The following is an 18,639-nucleotide window of genomic DNA, read 5'->3' as shown; positions in this document are numbered from 1 at the left end:
CGGACGAGCCGCACCGCCCCGTGGAAGCTCGTCCGACACGAGGGTACCGCCGGAGACCGTCCGTGTGCGTTTCGTGCCCGGCGCGGGGGACAATTCTGTGCATGAACATCACTCTCGTCCGAGGTGACATCACCGAACAGGACGTCGACGCCGTGGTGAACGCGGCGAACTCGTCGTTGCTGGGCGGCGGCGGGGTCGACGGGGCGATCCACCGCAGGGGCGGCCCGGAGATCCTGGACGAGTGCCGCAAGCTGCGCGCCGCGCAGTACGGCGGCGGGCTGCCGACCGGGCAGGCGGTCGCGACGACGGCGGGGCGGCTGCCGGCCCGCTGGGTGATCCACACGGTCGGGCCGGTCTACTCCCGGTCCGAGGACCGCTCGGGCCTGCTGGCCTCCTGCTACCGCGAGTCGCTGCGGGTCGCCGACGAGCTGGGCGTCGCGTCGATCGCGTTCCCGGCCGTGTCGGCGGGCATCTACGGCTGGCCGATGGACGACGCCGCCCGGATCGCGGTCGGTACGGTGCGGGCGGCGCAGACCAAGGTGTCGGACGCGAGGTTCGTGCTGTTCAGCGAGGACGCGTACGCGGCGTTCGAACGCGCCGTCGGGATGCCCTGAGGGGCTTCACCGCCGATCGGCCTTCTGCCGAAGGCTTCGCCGGCATGCCCCGGCGGGCGCCGCCGTCAGTCGTCCTCCTTCGGCGGCGGCACGACCAGCACGGGACGTCCCGCGTGGTGCAGGACCCGCGTCGACACGCTGCCGAGGATCACCGACCGGGCGCCCGCGAGGCCGCGCGAACCCGTCACGACCAGCGAGGCGTCCAGTTCATCGGCCACGTCGACGATCGCGGCCCACACCGGCCCGCCGCCGCGCTCGGCGCGCGGGGTCACCTGGGTCGCGCCGGCGGCCTCGGCGAGCTCGACGCCCTTGGCGGCGAGCGCCTCGGCCTGCTTCTCCTCCTCGAACTTGCCGTCGTCGCCCTGCTCGGCGGCGACCGGCACGGCGGCGGCGAGCGGCGCCCAGGTGATCTGGGTGAGCAGCGGCTCCCACACGCTGAGGATCACGATCGGCTCCGGCCGGAGGTGCCGCGCCGCGTATTCGATCGCGGTCTTCGAGTCTTCAGAACCGTCGAATGCAATCAGTACTGTCATACCGGAGATATCTCCAGATCAGCCTGCGGAATTCCCTCCGGGACCGCTCGTGATCAAGCTCTCACCCGGCCGCGGGCGCGCGCCCGGGACCGGGCGGACCGGCGAACGCCTGCGCCACGTCCAGCCACCGGTCGGCGTCCGCGCCCGTCGCGACGACGGCGAGATCGGCCCGGTTGCGCCGCTGCGTGACCAGGTGGCAGAAGTCGAGCGCGGGCCCGGTGACCGCCTGCGCCGCGCCGTCCGGGCCCCACGTCCACTTCTCGCCGCCCGGGCCGGTCAGCTCGACGCGGAACTCCTCCGCGGGCGGCTCCAGGCCCCGGTTGCGGAACGCGAAGTCGCGGGTCCGGACACCGATGTGCGCCACGTGCCGGAGCCGGGCCGACGGCTCGCGCCGGACGCCGAGCGCGTCCGCGACGTCCTCGCCGTGCGCCCACGTCTCCATCAGCCGCGCCGTCGCCATGGACGGCACGCTCATCGGCGGCCCGAACCACGGCAGCCGGGTCCCCGGCGGGACGGCGGCGAGCGCCTCGACCATGCGGCGGCGGCCGTCCCGCCACCGGGCGAGCAGGTCGGCGGGGTCCGCGGCCGCGCCCTCGCGGGCGCCCCGCTCGACGTAGCCGGCGGGATCCGCGACGGCCTGTTCGAGGTGGTGCGCGAACGCGTCGGCGTCGGTCGCGGCGTCGACCGCCTGCCCGTCCGTCCAGGCCAGGTGGGCGACCTGGTGCGCGATCGTCCAGCCCTCGGCGGGCGTCGGGTCCGCCCAGCGCGCGGCGGGCAGCGGCGCCACCAGGGCGTCGAGGGAGTCGCCTTCGGCGGCGAGGTCGGCGAGCAGGCTGTGCAGGTCCGGCATCCGACCAGGATTCCGTGCCGGACGCCGTCCCGTACAGCCCTGGACCGCCCCGAACAGAACGCGATTCAGTGCAGGACCGCGCCGGTCGGTCCGTGAGCGCGCGCGGGCGGGCGGGTCAGTCCACGAGCGCGCGGGCGGCGGCGTAGTCGGCCTTGCCGTTCGGCAGCCGCAATGAGCCGTCGGTTCGCACGAACGCCTTCGGGATCTTGTAGCGGGCCAGGCGGGCGGCGCAGCCCGCGCGCAGCGCGCCGTCCTCGGGAGCGGCCGCCGGGCGGAGCACCGCGACGATCTCGGTGCCCCAGCGCTCGCTCGGCCGGCCCACGACCAGCGCGTCCTCGACGCCGGGCAGCTCGCGCAGCACGCCCTCGACCTCCTCGGCGAACACCTTCTCGCCGCCGGTGTTGATCGTCGTCGCCTCGCGCCCGTGCACCTCGACGGTGCCGTCCGCCAGGTGGCGGGCCCGGTCGCCGGGCACGACGAGGCGGTCGCCGCCGATCGTCAGGAACGTGGCGGCGGTCTTGTCCGGGTCGCCGAGGTAGCCGAGCGGGATCGCGTCGCCGCCCTTGGCCAGCCAGCCCAGCTCGTCCTCGCCCGGTTCCAGCCTGCGGGTGCGGTCGGCGCTCAGCACCGCGCCGCCCGGCGCCATCGCGAACGTGCGGGCCTCCGCGCCGGCGCGGGTCACCGCGAAGCCGCTCTCCGACGAGCCGAGGACGTCGACGATCCGCGCGCCCGGCAGCAGGTCCAGCAGCCGCCGCTTCACCTCGGGGCTGATCGCCGCCGCCGAGTTGATCAGCGTGCGGAGCGTGCGCAGGTCGTGCGGGCGGCGCTCCAGCGCGTCCGCGACCGGCCGCGCGAACGCGTCGCCGACCAGCGGCATCCGGGTCGCCCGCTCGCGCTCGGCGGTCGCCATGAGGTCGGCCGCGTCCAGGCCGTCCACCCGGTCCGGGAAGATCACGCAGCCGCCGGCGCACCACGCGCCGAGGGCCGACCAGGTGCCGGCGCCGTGCATCAGCGGCGGGCCGACGACCACCCGCTGGTCGGTGCGCAGCGCCCGCGCGACCGCCTCGTCCAGGTCGTCGAGGGGCGACCCGTCGCGGCGGCGCATGCCGAGCGGTCCGAGCATCAGGTCGCCGATCCGCCACAGCACCCCCTTGGGCAGCCCGGTCGTCCCGCCGGTGTAGAGGATGTGCAGGTCGCCGGCCTCGGGCCGGACGCCGGGCAGGGGATCGGCGGACGCCGCCGCGAGCGCCGCCTCGTAGTCGAGGGCGCCGGGCAGCAGGCCGGCGCCGGACTCGTCCGCCACCTGGAGGAGCAGCGGCGGGACGCCGAGGCGCTTCACGACCCGCTCGATCGCCTCGGCGAACCGCGCGTGGTACATGATCGCGGCCGGGCGCGCGTCGGCGAACAGCTGCGCCAGCTCGTCGTCCACGTACCGGTAGTTGACGTTGAACGGGGCGACGCGGGCCTTGTGCGCGCCGACCAGGCCCTCGACGTACTCGGGGCCGTTGTGCAGGTAGAGCGCGAGGTGGTCGTGCGGCGACTCCCACGGCTCGGCCGCCCGCCGGTCGCCGCGGACGCCGAGCCCGTGCTCGTGCAGGACGTGCGCGAGCCGGCGCGTCCGCCCGGCGACCTCGCTCCAGCTCAGCCGCCGGTCGCGCCAGACCATCGCCTCGCGGTCGGGAACGGCGGCGGCGACGGCCTCGTGCAGGGTCGCCAGGTCGAGCTGGGGCATGCGGCTCTCCTCAAGGGGACGCGGGCGGGACGGGTGCGGGTCGGGGACGCGCGTCGGAGGTCAGCGTAAACGACCACTTACCGTCGTGACCGAATCGGGTTCGATTACCGGCATGTCACGCCAAAGACCGACAATCTGCAGGTGGTCGGATCGCAAAAGCCCGTCGGGGAGGTGACCCGCGGCACCACCAACCCCAACCGCCTGCGCCGGATCGACCGCTGGATCGCCGCCACGCAGGCCGCCGCGCTGCGCGCGGGCGACCGGCCCCTCGCCGTTGACCTCGGCTACGGCGCGTCCCCCGTCACCACCTACGAGCTCTACACCCGGCTGCGCGCGGTCTCGCCCCGGCTGGAGGTCGTCGGCATCGAGATCGAACCCGACCGCGTCGCCGCGGGACACGCCTTCCTCGGCAGGACCGGGCCGCACGACGGGCTCTCGTTCCGGCGCGGCGGCTTCGAGGTGCCCGTGCCGCGCAGGCCCGTCCTGATCCGCGCGTTCAACGTGCTCCGCCAGTACGACGAGGCCGCGGCGTGGCGCGCCTGGGAGCGGCTGTGCGCGCGGCTCGCCCCCGGCGGCGTCCTCGTCGAGGGCACCTGCGACGAGATCGGGCGCCGCGCCGTCTGGGTCGCGCTCGGCCCCGAGGGGCCGCGGACGATCACCTTCGCGGCCCGTCTCCCGGCCCTCGGCCGCCCGTCCGACCTGGCCGAACGCCTCCCGAAGACGCTGATCCACCGCAACGTGCCCGGCGAACCCGTGCACGACCTCCTCGCGGCGTTCGACCGCTGCTGGGCGACGGCCGCGCCGCACTCGGCGTTCGGCCCCCGCGCCCGCTGGATCGAGGCGGTCCGGCTGCTCGCCCGGACCCATCCCGTCCTCTGCCGCCCGCCCTACGGCGGCCGCCGACGCTGGCGCCTCGGCGAACTGACCCTCCCTTGGACGGCCGTCGCCCCCCGCACCTCTCGTTGAGCCGCGGCGGGTCGCCGTCATGGACGGACTCATGGCGCCGACCTGCCGCACGCCGACCTGCCGCACGCCGACCTGCCGCACGCCGACCCGCCGCACGCCGACGCGTCAGCCTTCGCGGTGCAGCCTGTGCGGGGCCGCCTGGACGCGGGGCTGGACGTCGATCCGGTCGATGTTGACGTGCGGAGGGCGCGTCACCGCCCACGCGACGCAGTCCGCGACGTCCTCCGCCACCAGCGGCTCCGGGACGCCCTCGTACGGCTTCGCCGCCCGCGCCTCGTCGCCGCGGAACCGGACCAGCGAGAACTCCTCCGTCTTCACCAGCCCCGGCGCGACCTCGGTGATCCGGACCGGCTTCGCCACCAGCTCCAGCCGCATGACCTCGTTCACCGCGTACGCGGCGTGCTTGGCCGCGTTGTACCCGCCGCCGCCCTCGTACGGGACGTGCGCCGCGAGCGAGGTGATGTTCACCACGTGCCCCGCGCCGCTCTCGATCAGCTTGGGCAGCAGCGCCTTCGTCACCCGGACGAGCCCGAGCACGTTCGTCTCGTACATGGCCCGGTAGTCGTCGAGGTCGGCGGTCTCGACGGTGTCGAGGCCGAGCGCGCCGCCCGCGTTGTTGACGAGCACGTGGCAGGCCCCGACCGCCGCGACCAGCGCGTCCACCGACTCCTGCGAGGTCACGTCCAGGGTGAACGGCACGATCTTGGCCGCGCCCGGGACCTCCTCGGAGATCTCCTTGGCGAGCCCGTCGAGGCGCTCGCGGCGCCGCGCCGCCAGGACGACGTTGAAGCCCTCCGCCGCCAGCCGCCTGGCCGTGGCGGCCCCGATTCCGCTGCTTGCTCCGGTCACTACCGCGGTCTTACGCATGCGTCCAGCCTCCCAGGTGCGGGCCTGGCGCCGGCCGGTGAGGTCGATCACTGTGGCGAGAAGTGACGATTGTCCCCCTTCCTAAGGGAACAGGTAACCCGCTCGATAGGTTGCACTACCGGAGGTGGTGTCCGGTGTCGCGTCGTATCAACCGAGTTGCGACGGTCAGTGTTCATACTTCCCCCCTCGACCAACCCGGTACCGGCGACGCGGGCGGCATGAACGTCTACATCGTCGAGGTGGCCAAACGGCTGGCCGCCCGCGGCGTCGAGGTGGACATCTTCACCCGCGCGACCTGCCGCGCCCTGCCCCCCGTCGCCGAGCTCGCCCCCGGCGTCCTCGTCCGGCACGTCGTCGCCGGCCCGTTCGAGGAGCTCGACAAGAGCGAGCTGCCCCGCCAGCTGTGCGGCTTCACCTCCGGCCTGCTGCGCGCCGAGGCGTCCTACGACCCCGGCCACTACGACCTTCTGCACACCCACTACTGGCTTTCCGGCCAGGCCGGATGGGCGGCCAAGCAGCGCTGGGGCGTCCCGCTGGTGCACTCGATGCACACCATGGCCAAGGTCAAGAACGCCGCGCTCGCCGACGGCGACAAGCCCGAACCGGACGAGCGCGTCCTCGGCGAGGAGCAGGTCGTCGCCTCCTCCGACCAGCTCGTCGCCAACACCCGCGAGGAGGCCGACGAGCTGATCGGCCTGTACGGCGCCGACCCGCGCCGCGTCGCCGTCGTCAGCCCCGGCGTCGACCTGTCGGTGTTCCGACCCGAGTCCCCGATCCTCGCCCGCAGCACCGGGCTCCTCCCGCACCGCACCGGCCCCGCCCGCCGCCGCCTCGGCCTGCCCCGCGAGGCGTACGTCCTGCTGTTCGTCGGCCGCATCCAGCCCCTCAAGGCCCCCGACGTGCTGCTGCGCGCCGCCGCCCGCATGCTCGCCGACGACCCGTCGCTGCGCTCCCGGCTCGTCGTCGCCGTCGTCGGCGGCCCGAGCGGCTCCGGCCGGTGCCGCCCCGAAGGACTGCAGTCCCTCGCCGCCGAACTCGGCATCGCCGACGTCGTCCGGTTCGAGCCGCCGGCCCCGCAGGCCGACCTCGCCGACTGGTACCGCGCCGCGGACGTCACCGTCGTCCCGTCGCACAGCGAGTCGTTCGGCCTCGTCGCCGTCGAGTCCCAGGCGTGCGGGACGCCCGTCGTCGCGGCCGGCGTCGGCGGGCTCCGCACCGCGGTCGCGGACGGCGAGTCCGGCGTCCTCGTCACCGGGCACGACCCGGCGGACTACGCCGCCGTCCTGCGCCGCCTGCACGCCGAGCCCGGCCGCCACAACCGCCTCGCGCGCGGCGCCGTCCGCCGCGCCCAGGACTTCGGGTGGGACGCCACCGTCGACCGCCTCCTGGACGTGTATACCGGTGCCATGTCGCTACCGGCCGTCCGCCTCGCACCGCCCGCCCTCTCCCCGCAGCTCACCGCGGAGGTCACGGCATGAGCGGCAGCGAACCGGGGGGTCCCTCGAAGGGAGAACGCATGAGCGGCACCGTCGAGACGATCCGGGACGCGCTGCGGGCCGCCGAGCTGGAGTTCGACGAGCCGCGCGAGAACGCGTTCTTCGTCAAGCTGCCCGGCCAGCACAAGCTCGCCACCATGACCTGGCTGATCGTCGGCGACCACAGCCTGCACGTCGAGGCGTTCTTCTGCCGCCGCCCCGACGAGAACCACGCCGAGTTCTACCGGTTCCTGCTGGAGAAGAACGGCCGCATGTACGGGGTCGCGTTCGCCCTCGACGACGTCGGCGACGTCCACCTCGTCGGGAAGGTCCCGCTGGAGTCCGTCAGCGCCGACGAGATCGACCGGCTGCTCGGCTGCGTCCTGACCTACTCCGACGAGAACTTCGACAAGGCCCTCGAACGCGGGTTCAAGTCGTCGATCCAGCGGGAGTGGGACTGGCGGGTCAAGCGCGGCGAGAGCCTCGCCAACCTGCGGGCCTTCGCGTCCTTCGCGGACCCGGCCAATCGCGAGTAGATCCGCGCGTCCCGATAGGCTCTGCACCATGGCGACCCTGGTATTGCTCCGGCATGGCGAAAGCGTCTGGAACGCGGAAGACCTGTTCACCGGCTGGGTGGACGTCGACCTGTCCACGAAGGGCGAGAGCGAGGCGACCCGCGGCGGCGACCTGCTGCTCGACGCCGACATCACGCCCGACGTGGTGCACACCTCCCTGCTGAAGCGGGCCATCCGCACCGCCAACATCGCGCTGGACGTCGCGGACCTGCTGTGGATCCCGGTCAAGCGCTCCTGGCGGCTCAACGAGCGCCACTACGGCGCCCTCCAGGGCAAGAACAAGGCGCAGACGCGCGAGGAGTTCGGCGAAGAGCAGTTCATGACCTGGCGCCGGTCCTACGACACCCCGCCGCCGCCCATCAAGGACGACGACCCGCTGTCCCAGGTGAACGACCTGCGCTACGCGGAGCTGCCGTCCGAGCTGATCCCGCGGTCGGAGTGCCTCGCCGACGTCGTGGACCGGCTGCTGCCGTACTGGTACGACTCGATCGTCCCGGACCTCGCCGCCGGCAAGACCGTCCTGGTCGCCGCGCACGGCAACTCGCTGCGCGCCCTGGTCAAGCACCTGGACGACATCTCCGACGACCAGATCGTCGGCCTGAACATCCCGACCGGGATCCCGCTCGTCTACGAGCTGGACGACGACTTCGCCCCGCTCAAGCGCGGCGGCGAGTACCTCGACCCGGCCGCCGCGAAGGCCGCCATCGAGGCCGTCAAGAACCAGGGCGGCGGCAAGAAGCCCGCCGCGCCGAAGAAGGCCGAGCCGAAGAAGGACGCGCCGAAGGCCCGGCGGGGCCGCAAGAAGTAGACCGCCGCGCGGGGCCGCCGGCGACGGCGGCCCCTCACGACGCGAACTCGACGAAGAGCGGTCCGAGCACGGCGCCGAGCCCGAGGAACGACAGGGGCCCGGTCACCCAGGCGGACGCCCGCGCCTGCGGGAAGGTCGCTCCGGCCTTCTCCAGTTCGCGGCGCAGGTCCCCGAAGGGCTCCCGGTCCCGGTCGGGCAGCGGCACCAGCGCCACCGGTGTGTACGCGAAGGTCTCCACCAGGGTCAGCGTGGTCGCGAGCCATCCGCCGAAGGCCGCGTGCACGGCGTATTGCACGAGGCCGTGGATCGCCATGCACGCGAGGTAGAGCAGGAGCGACAGCAGGGCGGCGGACGCGGTGCCGTGCGCGATGCGGAAGACCGGCCCCCAGAGCCGGCCGATGACCCGGGAGCGCGTCACGAAGGCCAACAGGGTGGCGGCCATCAGGACGCCGACGATGCTCCACGTCGCACCAGCGCTCACCCTTTGATGATCGCAGAACGGGCCTTTCCCGATAAGCCTCCCGTAACGACCGCCCCCGGCCGCGTCCCCGCCGCCGTCCCCGGCCGCGCCGCCGTCCCGGCGGTGCCTTCCCCGCTCCCCGCTCATGATCGTTAACGGGGTACTGTGGCGCGATGGCATGCCGCATCACCGAGCTGGTCATCGACTGCCGGGACCCCGAGACCCTCGCCGAGTTCTGGTGCGCGGTGCTCGACTACGCCGTCCTGGAGCGCGATGACAACGGCGACATCGAGATCGGGCCCGCCGGAACCGGGCTGGGCGAGGGCGACCTCAGGCTGGTCCTCAGCCGCAGCGACGAACCGAGGCGCGGCAAGCTGCCCCTTCATCTCGACGTGAACGCGACCGACCGCGACCAGGACGAGGAGCTCCAGCGGCTGTTCGACCTCGGCGCGCGGACCGCCGACGTGGGGCAGACGGGCGAGGAGTCCTGGCACGTCCTCGCCGACCCGGAGGGCAACGAGTTCTGCTTGCTCCGCAAGAGGGTGGAGCCCGCCCCGCGTTGAGCGCGGCCGTGCCGACCGCTACCGCGCCGGGGACGCGGAGCGCCGGCGGAGGGGCGGCGTGGCGGCCGCCACGGCGGCGACGGCGGCGAGGCAGAGCAGTCCGCCGCTGACGGCGGCCGCGGTGCCGGACGTGGCGTCCGCGACCAGCCCGGCGCGCAGGTTGCCGAGGTCGGGACCGGCCTGCCCGACGATCTGCTCGGCGGCGCCGACCCGGCCGAGGAGCTCGGCCGGGGTGCCGAGCTGGACGACGGTGCCCCGCGACACCACGGAGACGGTGTCGGCGGCGCCCGCCAGGACCAGGCAGGCGAGGCCCGTCCACGGGTCCGGGGCCAGGCCGAACAGCACGAGCGCGGCGCCCCAGCCGACGGAGCCGGCGAGCATGACCCGGCCCGGATGGGGAAGCCGGGTGAAGGTGCCGGAGAGCAGCGACGCGGCGACGCCGCCCGCCGCGATCGCGGTGAGGAACAGCCCGAGCGTGCGCGGGTCGTCGCCGAACCGCTCCGCGTTGATCAGCGGGAACAGGCTCACCGGCATCGACAGCACGGTGACGGCCAGGTCGGTGAGCAGGGCCCCGCGGATCACCGGGGTCCGGACGAGGAACGCCAGGCCGTCCAGCACCCCGCGCAGCCCGGGACGCGCGGGCTCGCCGCCCGGAGGCATCGGCGGCAGGCCGAACGCGCCGTAGAGCGCGGCGGCGAACGTGAGCGCGTCGACCAGGTAGCAGCCGCCGACGCCGAGGCCGCCCACGATCAGCCCGCCCAGCGCGGGCCCGACCAGCATGGCGCCCTGGAAGGCGATCCGCCGCAGCGCCAGTCCGGCGGCCACCTGCCCCTTCGGCAGCAGCCGCGGGATGAAGGCGCGCGAGGCGGGCCCGCCGCCCGCGGCGAAGCAGGACTGCGCCGCGACCACCCCGAGGACCCCGGCCGGCGGGAGGTGCCCGAGGAGGCCCTGGAGCGCGAGGGCGAGCGAGCACGCCGTCTGCCCGGCCGTCGTGAGCAGGTAGAACCTCCGGCGGTCCACGCGGTCGACGAGCGATCCCGCGAAGAGCCCGAGCGCGACGAGCGGAACCGCCTGCGCCAGGCCGACCGCGCCGGTCCAGGTGGTGCTCCGCGTCGCCTGCCAGACCTGGAACATCACGGCGACGAGCGTCATCTGCCCGCCGAAACCGGAGAGCGTCTGCCCTGCCCACAGCCGCCGGAAGGCGGGCGACGCGCGCAACGGCGCGACGTCGAGCAGCATGTTCCTCAGTGCCATGCGCGATCGCCCTCCCGGGCGTGGGGGATCGCGGGGCGGATCCTGCGGACGGGGCCGAGGCGGACCCTACAGGGCGAGGGCCGGGGTCTCCAGGGCGGCTTCGGGGGCCTCAGGGCGAGACCGGGTTCGAGGTGGGTGATGGCCTGGTCGACGATGGCGATCAGGCCGACCGCCCTGGAGTGACCCTCGGACTCAGGAGCCGACCTGCTCCAGGGGGCGTTCGGGGTCGGCGGACATGCGGCGGTCACGGCGCAGGATGGCGAGCGCGATGCCCAGGCCCGCGACGGTGAGGGCCGCGCCGACCAGGTACAGCGAGCGGGCGCCGGGACCGTGGTCGATGACGGCGCCGCCGAGCCAGCCCGCGAACGCGGCGGCGACCTGGAAGCCCGAGGCGTTGACCGCGACGGCCAGCGTCGGCGCGGCGCCCGCGGCGCTCAGCACGCGGGTCTGCATGCCCGGGATGATCGCGAAGGCGAGCACCCCGAGGACGAAGACCAGCGGGACGGCGAGGAGCCGCACGCCCCCGGCGGCCCAGAACAGCACGAGCACGGCCGCCAGCGCGGCGAGCAGGCCGGCCAGCGACGGCATCAGGGCCCTGTCCGCGAGCCGGCCGCCGAGGAAGTTCCCCGCGACCGCGCCCGCCCCGTACACCAGCAGCAAGGCGGGCACGGCGCCTTCGCCGAAGCCGCTGACTCCGGTGAGCAGCGGTGCGATGTAGGAGAAGACGGTCACGACGCCCACGTTGCCGACGGCCGTGAGCGCGATGGCGAGCCGGACGTCGCGGCCCGCGAAGACGCGCAGCTCGCCGCGGACCGAGCCGGCGGGGGCCGGGATCGCGGGGACGAACCGCAGCACCATCAGCAGGCCGGCGAGGGTGACGGCGGCGACGGCCACGAACGCGGCGCGCCAGCCGAGGTGCTGGCCGACGAGCGTGCCGAGCGGGGTGCCGAGGACGATGCCGAGGTTCATCCCGAGGGCGACCTTCGCGACGGCCGAGGCCTGCCTCCCCTCGGCGGCCGTGGAGACGGCGGTGGCGATGGCGACGGCGAAGAACGTCGCGACGACGAGCCCGGCGGCGAACCGGGCGGCCAGCAGCAGCCCGTAGCCGGGCGCCGCCGCGGAGCCGAGGTTGGCGAGCACGGACACGGTCACGAGCCCGGCGACGAGGGGGCGGCGGGGCAGCCGCGCCGTCAGCGCGGTGACGACCGGACCGCCGACGATCATGCCGAGCGCGTAGGCGGTGACCAGCCGGCCGGCGGCGGGCACCGGCACCGCGAGCCCGGCGGCCACGTCGGGCAGGATGCCCGCGATCACGAACTCGCCGGTGGTGAGGCCGAAGACCACCAGCATCAGGGACAGCAGGGGGAGGGGCACGCGCAGCTCCATGTAGTTCGAACTCGTATAGTTCGAACTATCATTATCATGACTCGAATCAGGTCGGGTAGACTTCCGGCATGGCCCAGCAGCCCGCGCCGGCGGCGGACGACATCGACCGGGACGTGTGCAAGCTCGTCCACCGGTTCGTGCAGCGGCTCGACGTCCACGTGCGGCGCGTCGCCGAGGACATCGGCATGACCGCGTCCCAGGTCGTCGCGCTCCGCGAGCTGTCGGAGCCGATCACGGCGCGCGAGCTGGCCGTCCGGATGGCGTGCGAGGCGTCCAACGCGACGTTCGTCCTCGACCGGCTCGAAGCGCAGGAGTTGATCGAGCGCCGGCCCCACCCCACCGACCGGCGCGCCAAGCAGATCGTCCTCACCCCGGCGGGCGAGCGGGCCCGCGCCGGCGTCCTCGACCGCCTCGGCGCGCACTCCCCGCTGGCCGCGCTGGCCGACGACAAGCAGGAGGCCCTGCGCGACCTGCTCCGCGACCTGCTGGCCGACGACTGAGCCCCCGCGGCCCGCGCCCGGCGTGAACCCGCGCCTCTCGCCGAACGGTGCGGGTGCGAGGTCGGTGCGGGTCAGGCGAGGTCGGCGAGGGTGTCCCGGAAGCGGTGGACGAGCGGGTCGGTCTCGTCGGCGCGCCAGACGAGATAGAGGGTCGTGTTCGTGCCGGCGAGCAGGCGGGGCGTCACGCCGACGCGGCGCAGCGCGCGGTGCGAGTCCGGCATCACCGCGCCGCCGAAACCGGCCGCGACCAGGGCGAGGACGGTCTGCACGCTGCGGGCGCTCGCGCCGATGCGGGGGACGACGCCCGCCTGGTCGCACAGCGCGAGGATCTCGTCGTGGGAGTGCGGTGACGCCTCGCGCGGCCACACCACGAGCGGGATGCGGCCGAGCGCGCTCAGCGGCGCGGGGCCCGGCGCGTGCGCGAGCGGGTGCGCGGACGGCAGGAACAGGGTGAGCGGCTGGTTCCACCACGGCCGGGTGGCGAGCCGCGCGTCGCGGGACGGGAGCCGCTGGACGGCGAGGTCGAACCGCCCGTCGAGCACGCCGTCGGACATCTCGGCGTCGTTGAAGCTCTCCTCCAGCCGCAGGTCGACGCGGGGGAGCTCGCGGCGGAGCCGACCGAGCGCGCCGCCGAGCGGCCCGTTGATCCCGGACCCGGCGAACGTCACCGTCACGCGCCCGGCGAGGCCCTGCGCGGCGAGCCGGACGTCCTCCAGTGCCGCCTCCGCCTCCGCCAGCACCACCGAAGCGCGCTTCACCAGCGCTTTTCCGGCGGCGGTCGGAGTGAGGCCGCGCCCTTCGCGGACGAACAGCTCGGTGCCGAGGCGGCGTTCCAGCTCGCGCAGCTGCCGGCTGAGGGTCGGCTGGGTCAGCCGCAGGCGGCGGGCGGCGCCGCTGATCGAGCCCTCCTCTGCGATCGCGACGACGTAACCGAGCATCCGCAAGTCCATCCATGCCTCCTGAGCATGGGAAGTATATCTCCACATGCCTCATAGGCAGCCGAAGCGGTTTCCTGGGCCACGATCTAGTCATCGCAACCGCTTCAAGGAGGACGAGATGGACCGCGAAGAGCGCTACCGGTACGGAATGAAGGTCCTGGAGCAGGTCGACGGGGAGGCCGGGCAGCGGGTCGTCGACTCGCTCGCCGACGTCTCGCCCGAGCTGGGCCACCAGGTCGTCGCGTGGGCGTTCGGCGACATGTACGCCCGGCCGGAGCTGCCCGCCCGCGACCGCCAGCTCGTCACGCTCGGCGTGCTGGCGGCGCTGGGCGGCTGCGAGATCGAGCTGGAGGTGCACATCAACGCCGCGCTGAACGTCGGCCTGACCGCCATGGAGGTCGCCGAGGCGCTGCTGCACACGTCCGTCTACGCGGGGATACCCCGGTCCCTCAACGCGACGCTCGTCGCCAAGAAGGTGTTCGGCGAGCGCGGCCTGCTGCCGATCAGCAACCTGTCGTGAACGCGGCGGGGCCCTTCCGGGAGCGCCTCCCGGAAGGACAGGGGGTCAGGTGAGCGCCGGCTCCGGGGCGCGGTCGGCGGTGGCGGCCCGCCCGGCGCGGCCGCGCCGGGCGCCGAGCGCGAGGAGGGCCGCCCCGAGGACCGTCCAGCCGGCGAGCACCGCGATCGGGCGGGCGGCGCCGGCGCCGTCGAAGAAGGCGGCCGAGCGCAGCAGGGTCGCGCTCGCGCCGGGCGGGAGGTACTGGCCGATCTCGCCCCACGGCCGGGGCAGCAGCTCGGGGGCCGAGGTCGCGGCGGACAGCGGGTTGCCGACCAGCAGGAAGACGAAGGCGCCGACGCCGAGCCCGGCCCGTCCGAGGGACGCCAGCCCGGCGACGGTACCGGTGACGGCGGCGATGGTGACCGCCATGACGCCGGCGATGGCGAGGTAGGGGCCGGGCAGCAGCGACATCCAGGACTGCGCGAGCGCCGCCGAGCCGAGCCCGCCGAGCACCGCGAACAGCAGCACGCCGGCGGACCGCCAGGACACCCGGCGGACCGCGAAGGTCAGCAGCGCGGCCGCGGCGATCGACGACATGATCAGCGGGAGCGCCATGCCGCCGAACCCGGTGCCGCGTGGGTCGTCGGGGTCGGCGGCGACGACGTCCCGGACGGCGGGCACCGCCCCCGCCGCCGCGTCCCGCTTCGGGGCGAACCGCTGGGCCAGCGCGTCGAGCTGCTGCGCGACCGCCGGGGAGGCCGCGGAGGCGGTGAGCACCTGCGTCCCGGACGGCGTGGCGATGATCGCGCCGTAGGCGTCGCGGTCGGTGAGGGCCTTGCGCGCCGACGCCTCGTCCGGGCGGGTCGAGATGGCGAAGGCGCCGGGCCGGGCGTCCGCCAGCCGCTCGGCGACCGGTCCGGCCGCGGGACCGGCGACGACGATGGGGACGCGGCGGGGCGCGAGGTGGGCGGCCGGCCACGCGAACGCGGTGATCATGACGAGCTGCAGGAGTGCGGCGCCGGCGGCGACGCCCAGGGCGCGCACGGCGGGGGAGGACTTCATGCCCGCTCCTCAAGAAAAGCGAATGTCCGTTCTTTTAGCTCCCGGAAAGCGTCGCACCGCCCCGTCCGGCTTGTCAAGAAACGAACGTTCGTTTTAGATTGGCGCCATGCCGCGAGTCAGCGAGGAGCACCTCGAACGCCGCCGCCGCCAGATCCTGGACGCCGCGCGCCGGTGCTTCGTCCGCAAGGGCGTCCACGAGACGTCCATGCAGGACATCTTCGCCGAGTCCGGGCTGTCGGCCGGGGCCGTCTACCGGTACTTCAAGAGCAAGAACGAGATCGTCGCCGCCAACCTCATGGCCGTGGTCGGCGACCTTCAGGCGTTCCTGGTCGACCTCACCACCGGTGACCGGCTGCTCCCGCTCGACGAGATCTTCGATGCGCTCGCCGAGAAGCTCACCGGCCTGTCCGGCGAGGACGGGCCCGTCCGGCTCGCCCCGCAGGCCTGGGCCCTCGCCATGTACGACGCGGACCTCGCCGACCACCTCACCCGGTCGTTCGCCGGGCTGCGCGAGATCTGGGGGGCCTACCTGCGGCGGCTCGTCGGCGAGGGGCGGCTGCCGGCCGGGACCGACGTCGAGGCCGCGAGCAAGACCCTCTTCGCGATCATGCCCGGATACCTGCTGCAGCGGCTCCTGATCGGCGACGTCGCGCCGCAGGACCTGAAGCGGGGCATCAGGGCGCTCGCCAACGCCGCCCTCGTCGCCCGGCCCGTCGTCTGAACCGCCGCGCGCCGCGGGGCGGGCGAGGGCGCGCCGACCGGGTCAGGGGAGGTCGGTGATCTCCGCGGGGCGCTGCCCGGTGACCAGGTAGACGACGTTCTCCGCGACGTGGACGGCGTGGTCGGCGAAGCGCTCGAAGTAGCGGCCGGCGAGCGTGATGTCGACGGCCGGCTCGACGCCGTGCTTCCACTTCGGGGACAGCAGGATGTCGAACAGGCGGCGGTGCAGGCGGTCCATCTGGTCGTCGTCGGCGTCGAGCTCCAGGCCCATCTCGACGTCCTGCGACGCGATCACGCTGCCCGTCTTGGCGATCATCCGCTCAGCGATCTGGCCCATCTCCAGCACGGTGGCCTGCAGCTCGGGCGGGACCGCCGACTCGGGGTGGCGGCGGCGGGCGGTCTTGGCGATGTGCACCGCGAGGTCGCCCATCCGCTCCAGGTCGCCGCTCATCCGCAGCGCGGTGATCAGGGTGCGCAGGTCGCCGGCGACCGGCTGCTGCCGGGCCATCAGGTCGAAGACCGTCTCCTCGATCTCCGCGTCGATCTTGTTCACGTGCTCGTCCCCGCTGATGACCTCCTCCGACAGCCGCAGGTCCGCGTCCAGCAGCGCGGTGACCGCGCGCGCCATCGCGGAGCGGACGAGGCGGGTCATCTCCACCAGCTTGTCGGAGAGGGAGTCGAGCTCCTCGTGATACGCGTCACGCAATTGGGATTCCTTGGGGCAAAGGGGGTGAAAGACGGTCATTCTGGGCGGACTCGCCCACGCAACAGCCTGCCCGACCAGCATGAACCCTCGCGTATAAGAAGGTGAACTTTCGGGGAACGAGACGCCGTTCCGGCGGCCCGCCGGGCGGCGGGCCTCGAAACGCCGCTTACGATCCGTGGTGTGGAGGTCGAAATCGTCGCGAGCCTGACCGGGCTTGCCGGGCTCGCGATCGGGCTCGCGACTGGATTGGCGGTGCGCGTGAGCGAGCGAGCCCAGCGGACGGCGTCCCTGGCGGCGCCTGCCGGAGGCGTCCCACCGGGCGTCGCCTCGGTGCTCAGCGTCCTGCGGTCCTCGGCCGTCGTGCTGGACGCCGAAGACCGGGTGCTGCGGGCCAGCTCGGCCGCCCGCGCGTTCGGCATGGTCAGCGGCGAGCGCCTCGTCATCGACGAGCTGCTCGTGATGGCCCGGCTCGTCCGCCGCGACGGCGAGATCCGCGAGACGGAGATCCAGGTCGGCGAGACCCGCCGCCGCGGCCGCGCCGAAGGGCGCTGGTTCGCGGTCCGCGTCGCGCCGCTCGGCTCCCACGGCCTCGTCCTCGTGCTCGCCGAGGACCTCACCGAGATGCGCCGCACCGAGGCCATCCGCCGCGACTTCGTCGCCAACGTCAGCCACGAGCTGAAGACCCCCGTCGGCGCCCTCTCGCTGCTCGCCGAGACCGTCGAGGGCGCCGCCGACGACCCCGAGGCCGTCCGCCGCTTCGCCGGGCGCATGCAGTACGAGTCGGTCCGGCTGACCAACCTCGTCCAGGACCTGATGACCCTGTCCCGCATCCAGGGCGACGAGCCGCTGCCCGAGCTGCGGCCCGTCCGGCTCGACGAGATCACCGCCGAGGCCATCGACCGCTGCTCGATCAAGGCGTCCAGCAAGGACATCGAGCTGGCCGCCGGCGGGCAGGAGGGCCTGCGGGTGCGCGGCGACGAGGAACTGCTGATCACCGCGCTGCGCAACCTCATCGACAACGCCGTCGCCTACAGCCCCGAGCACACCCGGGTCGTCGTGTCCGCCCGCCGGTGCGACGACCGGTACGTCGAGATCAACGTCACCGACCAGGGCATCGGCATCCCGGAGGCGGAGATCGAGCGGATCTTCGAGCGGTTCTACCGGGTCGACCCGGCCCGCTCGCGCCAGACCGGCGGCACCGGCCTCGGCCTGGCCATCGTCAAGCACGTCACCACCAAGCACGGCGGCGAGGTGACGGTATGGAGCAAGGAGGGGTCCGGATCGACGTTCACGCTCCGGCTCCCGCTCCTCGACCCGCCCATCCCCGCAGTCAGGCCCGTCGAGAGGGCAGCAATGGAAAACGCCCGGGAGGCAACACCGTGACCCGCGTGCTCGTCGTTGAAGACGAGGAGTCGTTCAGCGACGCACTGTCGTACAACCTGCGCAAGGAGGGCTTCGAGGTCGCGGTCGCGGCCACCGGGCCCGACGCGCTGGACATCTTCGAGCGCAACGGTGCCGACCTCGTGCTGCTCGACCTGATGCTGCCCGGCCTCCCGGGCACCGAGGTCTGCCGGGAGCTGCGCACCAGGTCCAGCGTGCCGGTGATCATGCTCACCGCCAAGGACAGCGAGGTCGACAAGGTCGTCGGCCTGGAGCTCGGCGCCGACGACTACGTCACCAAGCCGTTCTCCACCCGCGAGCTGATCGCCCGCATGCGCGCGGTGCTGCGCCGCCAGGGCGAGGTCGAGGAGCTGGCCCCGGCCACCCTGGAGGCCGGGCCGGTCCGGATGGACGTGGAACGGCACGTGGTCAGCGTCGGCGGCGCCCCGGTCCAGCTCCCTCTGAAGGAGTTCGAGCTGCTGGAGGTGCTGCTCCGCAACGCGGGCCGCGTCCTGACCCGCATGCAGCTGATCGACCGCGTCTGGGGCGCCGACTACGTCGGCGACACCAAGACCCTGGATGTCCATATCAAGCGCCTGCGCGCCAAGATCGAGGCGACCCCGTCCTCGCCGCGCTACATCGTCACCGTCCGCGGCCTCGGCTATAAGTTCGAGCCCTGATCGGAACGAGAACGGCCCGTACGGCGAGTGCCGTACGGGCCGTTCCGTCGTTCGAGATGGGGCCGGGTCGG

The 18,639-nt window shown here is 73.9% G+C and carries 21 protein-coding genes; 11 read left to right on the top strand and 10 right to left on the bottom strand.

Annotation, left to right across the window (positions count from 1 at the left end):
- Positions 1 to 101: 101 nt before the first annotated feature.
- Complete coding sequence (locus tag amrb99_RS26470) at positions 102 to 614, top strand: O-acetyl-ADP-ribose deacetylase (protein ID WP_190860847.1); 513 nt, start codon at positions 102 to 104, stop codon at positions 612 to 614.
- A 65-nt stretch (positions 615 to 679) separates the two neighbouring features.
- Here amrb99_RS26470 and amrb99_RS26465 read toward each other — a convergent pair whose 3' ends face one another.
- From amrb99_RS26465 to amrb99_RS26455, 3 genes are all read right to left on the bottom strand, one after another.
- A complete protein-coding gene (locus tag amrb99_RS26465) occupies positions 680 to 1,147 on the bottom strand; it encodes a universal stress protein (protein WP_190860845.1) in 468 nt (155 codons plus the stop codon).
- Positions 1,148 to 1,208: 61 nt separating this feature from the next.
- Complete coding sequence (locus amrb99_RS26460) at positions 1,209 to 1,997, bottom strand: TIGR03084 family metal-binding protein (RefSeq protein ID WP_190860843.1); 789 nt, start codon at positions 1,995 to 1,997, stop codon at positions 1,209 to 1,211.
- 115 nt (positions 1,998 to 2,112) lie between these two features.
- Positions 2,113 to 3,729: an AMP-binding protein gene (locus tag amrb99_RS26455; protein ID WP_190860841.1), complete on the bottom strand. Its 1,617-nt coding sequence runs from the start codon at positions 3,727 to 3,729 to the stop codon at positions 2,113 to 2,115.
- Between the two features lie 141 nt (positions 3,730 to 3,870).
- On the opposite strand from amrb99_RS26455, the gene amrb99_RS26450 reads away from it, so the two are divergent.
- Positions 3,871 to 4,695 (top strand): class I SAM-dependent methyltransferase, encoded by an 825-nt coding sequence (locus amrb99_RS26450; RefSeq protein ID WP_190860839.1) that lies wholly within the window; start codon positions 3,871 to 3,873, stop codon positions 4,693 to 4,695.
- 105 nt (positions 4,696 to 4,800) lie between these two features.
- On the opposite strand, the gene amrb99_RS26445 is transcribed toward amrb99_RS26450, so the two are convergent.
- Positions 4,801 to 5,562: an SDR family NAD(P)-dependent oxidoreductase gene (locus amrb99_RS26445; RefSeq protein ID WP_190860837.1), complete on the bottom strand. Its 762-nt coding sequence runs from the start codon at positions 5,560 to 5,562 to the stop codon at positions 4,801 to 4,803.
- A gap of 134 nt (positions 5,563 to 5,696) precedes the next feature.
- Between amrb99_RS26445 and mshA the strand changes: the two genes are divergently transcribed.
- From mshA to amrb99_RS26430, 3 genes are read left to right on the top strand one after another with little or no spacing between them, the layout of a single operon-like run.
- Positions 5,697 to 7,040 carry a D-inositol-3-phosphate glycosyltransferase gene (mshA, locus tag amrb99_RS26440; RefSeq protein WP_190860835.1) on the top strand — a complete coding sequence of 448 codons (1,344 nt, stop codon included), beginning with the start codon at positions 5,697 to 5,699 and terminating at the stop codon, positions 7,038 to 7,040.
- A gap of 38 nt (positions 7,041 to 7,078) precedes the next feature.
- A complete protein-coding gene (locus amrb99_RS26435; RefSeq protein ID WP_190860833.1) occupies positions 7,079 to 7,573 on the top strand; it encodes a YbjN domain-containing protein in 495 nt (164 codons plus the stop codon).
- Between the two features lie 28 nt (positions 7,574 to 7,601).
- On the top strand, positions 7,602 to 8,420 hold the full coding sequence (locus tag amrb99_RS26430) for a phosphoglyceromutase (RefSeq protein WP_190860831.1): 819 nt from the start codon (positions 7,602 to 7,604) through the stop codon (positions 8,418 to 8,420).
- Positions 8,421 to 8,454: 34 nt separating this feature from the next.
- Here amrb99_RS26430 and amrb99_RS26425 read toward each other — a convergent pair whose 3' ends face one another.
- On the bottom strand, positions 8,455 to 8,901 hold the full coding sequence (locus amrb99_RS26425) for a hypothetical protein (protein ID WP_190860829.1): 447 nt from the start codon (positions 8,899 to 8,901) through the stop codon (positions 8,455 to 8,457).
- 152 nt (positions 8,902 to 9,053) lie between these two features.
- On the opposite strand from amrb99_RS26425, the gene amrb99_RS26420 reads away from it, so the two are divergent.
- Positions 9,054 to 9,443: a VOC family protein gene (locus tag amrb99_RS26420; protein ID WP_190860827.1), complete on the top strand. Its 390-nt coding sequence runs from the start codon at positions 9,054 to 9,056 to the stop codon at positions 9,441 to 9,443.
- 18 nt (positions 9,444 to 9,461) lie between these two features.
- Here the strand turns inward: amrb99_RS26420 and amrb99_RS26415 are convergent, their stop codons facing one another.
- Both amrb99_RS26415 and amrb99_RS26410 read right to left on the bottom strand, forming a co-directional pair.
- A complete protein-coding gene (locus tag amrb99_RS26415; protein WP_190860825.1) occupies positions 9,462 to 10,697 on the bottom strand; it encodes an MFS transporter in 1,236 nt (411 codons plus the stop codon).
- Positions 10,698 to 10,889: 192 nt separating this feature from the next.
- Positions 10,890 to 12,071: an MFS transporter gene (locus amrb99_RS26410; RefSeq protein ID WP_347256870.1), complete on the bottom strand. Its 1,182-nt coding sequence runs from the start codon at positions 12,069 to 12,071 to the stop codon at positions 10,890 to 10,892.
- A gap of 80 nt (positions 12,072 to 12,151) precedes the next feature.
- On the opposite strand from amrb99_RS26410, the gene amrb99_RS26405 reads away from it, so the two are divergent.
- Positions 12,152 to 12,583 (top strand): MarR family transcriptional regulator, encoded by a 432-nt coding sequence (locus amrb99_RS26405; protein ID WP_190860821.1) that lies wholly within the window; start codon positions 12,152 to 12,154, stop codon positions 12,581 to 12,583.
- 71 nt (positions 12,584 to 12,654) lie between these two features.
- Here amrb99_RS26405 and amrb99_RS26400 read toward each other — a convergent pair whose 3' ends face one another.
- On the bottom strand, positions 12,655 to 13,533 hold the full coding sequence (locus amrb99_RS26400; protein ID WP_190860819.1) for a LysR family transcriptional regulator: 879 nt from the start codon (positions 13,531 to 13,533) through the stop codon (positions 12,655 to 12,657).
- A 106-nt stretch (positions 13,534 to 13,639) separates the two neighbouring features.
- Here amrb99_RS26400 and amrb99_RS26395 point away from each other — a divergent pair, with 106 nt between their 5' ends.
- Positions 13,640 to 14,041: a carboxymuconolactone decarboxylase family protein gene (locus amrb99_RS26395; protein ID WP_190860817.1), complete on the top strand. Its 402-nt coding sequence runs from the start codon at positions 13,640 to 13,642 to the stop codon at positions 14,039 to 14,041.
- A gap of 45 nt (positions 14,042 to 14,086) precedes the next feature.
- Here the strand turns inward: amrb99_RS26395 and amrb99_RS26390 are convergent, their stop codons facing one another.
- Positions 14,087 to 15,082, bottom strand: a complete 996-nt coding sequence (locus amrb99_RS26390; RefSeq protein ID WP_190860815.1) for a hypothetical protein — start codon at positions 15,080 to 15,082, stop codon at positions 14,087 to 14,089.
- Between the two features lie 106 nt (positions 15,083 to 15,188).
- On the opposite strand from amrb99_RS26390, the gene amrb99_RS26385 reads away from it, so the two are divergent.
- Complete coding sequence (locus tag amrb99_RS26385; protein WP_190860813.1) at positions 15,189 to 15,803, top strand: TetR/AcrR family transcriptional regulator; 615 nt, start codon at positions 15,189 to 15,191, stop codon at positions 15,801 to 15,803.
- Between the two features lie 42 nt (positions 15,804 to 15,845).
- On the opposite strand, the gene phoU is transcribed toward amrb99_RS26385, so the two are convergent.
- Positions 15,846 to 16,508, bottom strand: a complete 663-nt coding sequence (phoU, locus tag amrb99_RS26380) for a phosphate signaling complex protein PhoU (protein WP_190860811.1) — start codon at positions 16,506 to 16,508, stop codon at positions 15,846 to 15,848.
- A 180-nt stretch (positions 16,509 to 16,688) separates the two neighbouring features.
- On the opposite strand from phoU, the gene amrb99_RS26375 reads away from it, so the two are divergent.
- Positions 16,689 to 17,891, top strand: a complete 1,203-nt coding sequence (locus tag amrb99_RS26375; protein WP_190860809.1) for an ATP-binding protein — start codon at positions 16,689 to 16,691, stop codon at positions 17,889 to 17,891.
- Positions 17,888 to 18,568 carry a response regulator transcription factor gene (locus amrb99_RS26370; RefSeq protein ID WP_190860807.1) on the top strand — a complete coding sequence of 227 codons (681 nt, stop codon included), beginning with the start codon at positions 17,888 to 17,890 and terminating at the stop codon, positions 18,566 to 18,568. The genes amrb99_RS26375 and amrb99_RS26370 overlap by 4 nt, the downstream gene beginning before the upstream one ends.
- Positions 18,569 to 18,639 lie beyond the last annotated feature (71 nt).

Source organism: Actinomadura sp. RB99, assembly GCF_014706005.1.
GTDB lineage: Bacteria > Actinomycetota > Actinomycetes > Streptosporangiales > Streptosporangiaceae > Spirillospora.
The sequence above is the reverse complement of the archived record's forward strand: the minus strand, read 5'-3'. Positions and strand labels throughout refer to the sequence as shown.

Coding starts and splice junctions, on each gene's coding strand:
- amrb99_RS26435 (WP_190860833.1), top strand. CDS start 7,079: ATGAGCGGCACCGTCGAGACGATCCGGGACGCGCTGCGGGCCGCCGAG.
- amrb99_RS26385 (WP_190860813.1), top strand. CDS start 15,189: ATGCCGCGAGTCAGCGAGGAGCACCTCGAACGCCGCCGCCGCCAGATC.
- amrb99_RS26420 (WP_190860827.1), top strand. CDS start 9,054: ATGGCATGCCGCATCACCGAGCTGGTCATCGACTGCCGGGACCCCGAG.
- amrb99_RS26430 (WP_190860831.1), top strand. CDS start 7,602: ATGGCGACCCTGGTATTGCTCCGGCATGGCGAAAGCGTCTGGAACGCG.
- amrb99_RS26460 (WP_190860843.1), bottom strand. CDS start 1,997: ATGCCGGACCTGCACAGCCTGCTCGCCGACCTCGCCGCCGAAGGCGAC.
- amrb99_RS26400 (WP_190860819.1), bottom strand. CDS start 13,533: ATGGACTTGCGGATGCTCGGTTACGTCGTCGCGATCGCAGAGGAGGGC.
- amrb99_RS26395 (WP_190860817.1), top strand. CDS start 13,640: ATGGACCGCGAAGAGCGCTACCGGTACGGAATGAAGGTCCTGGAGCAG.
- amrb99_RS26455 (WP_190860841.1), bottom strand. CDS start 3,729: ATGCCCCAGCTCGACCTGGCGACCCTGCACGAGGCCGTCGCCGCCGCC.
- amrb99_RS26470 (WP_190860847.1), top strand. CDS start 102: ATGAACATCACTCTCGTCCGAGGTGACATCACCGAACAGGACGTCGAC.
- amrb99_RS26405 (WP_190860821.1), top strand. CDS start 12,152: ATGGCCCAGCAGCCCGCGCCGGCGGCGGACGACATCGACCGGGACGTG.
- amrb99_RS26390 (WP_190860815.1), bottom strand. CDS start 15,082: ATGAAGTCCTCCCCCGCCGTGCGCGCCCTGGGCGTCGCCGCCGGCGCC.
- amrb99_RS26465 (WP_190860845.1), bottom strand. CDS start 1,147: ATGACAGTACTGATTGCATTCGACGGTTCTGAAGACTCGAAGACCGCG.
- amrb99_RS26445 (WP_190860837.1), bottom strand. CDS start 5,562: ATGCGTAAGACCGCGGTAGTGACCGGAGCAAGCAGCGGAATCGGGGCC.
- amrb99_RS26415 (WP_190860825.1), bottom strand. CDS start 10,697: ATGGCACTGAGGAACATGCTGCTCGACGTCGCGCCGTTGCGCGCGTCG.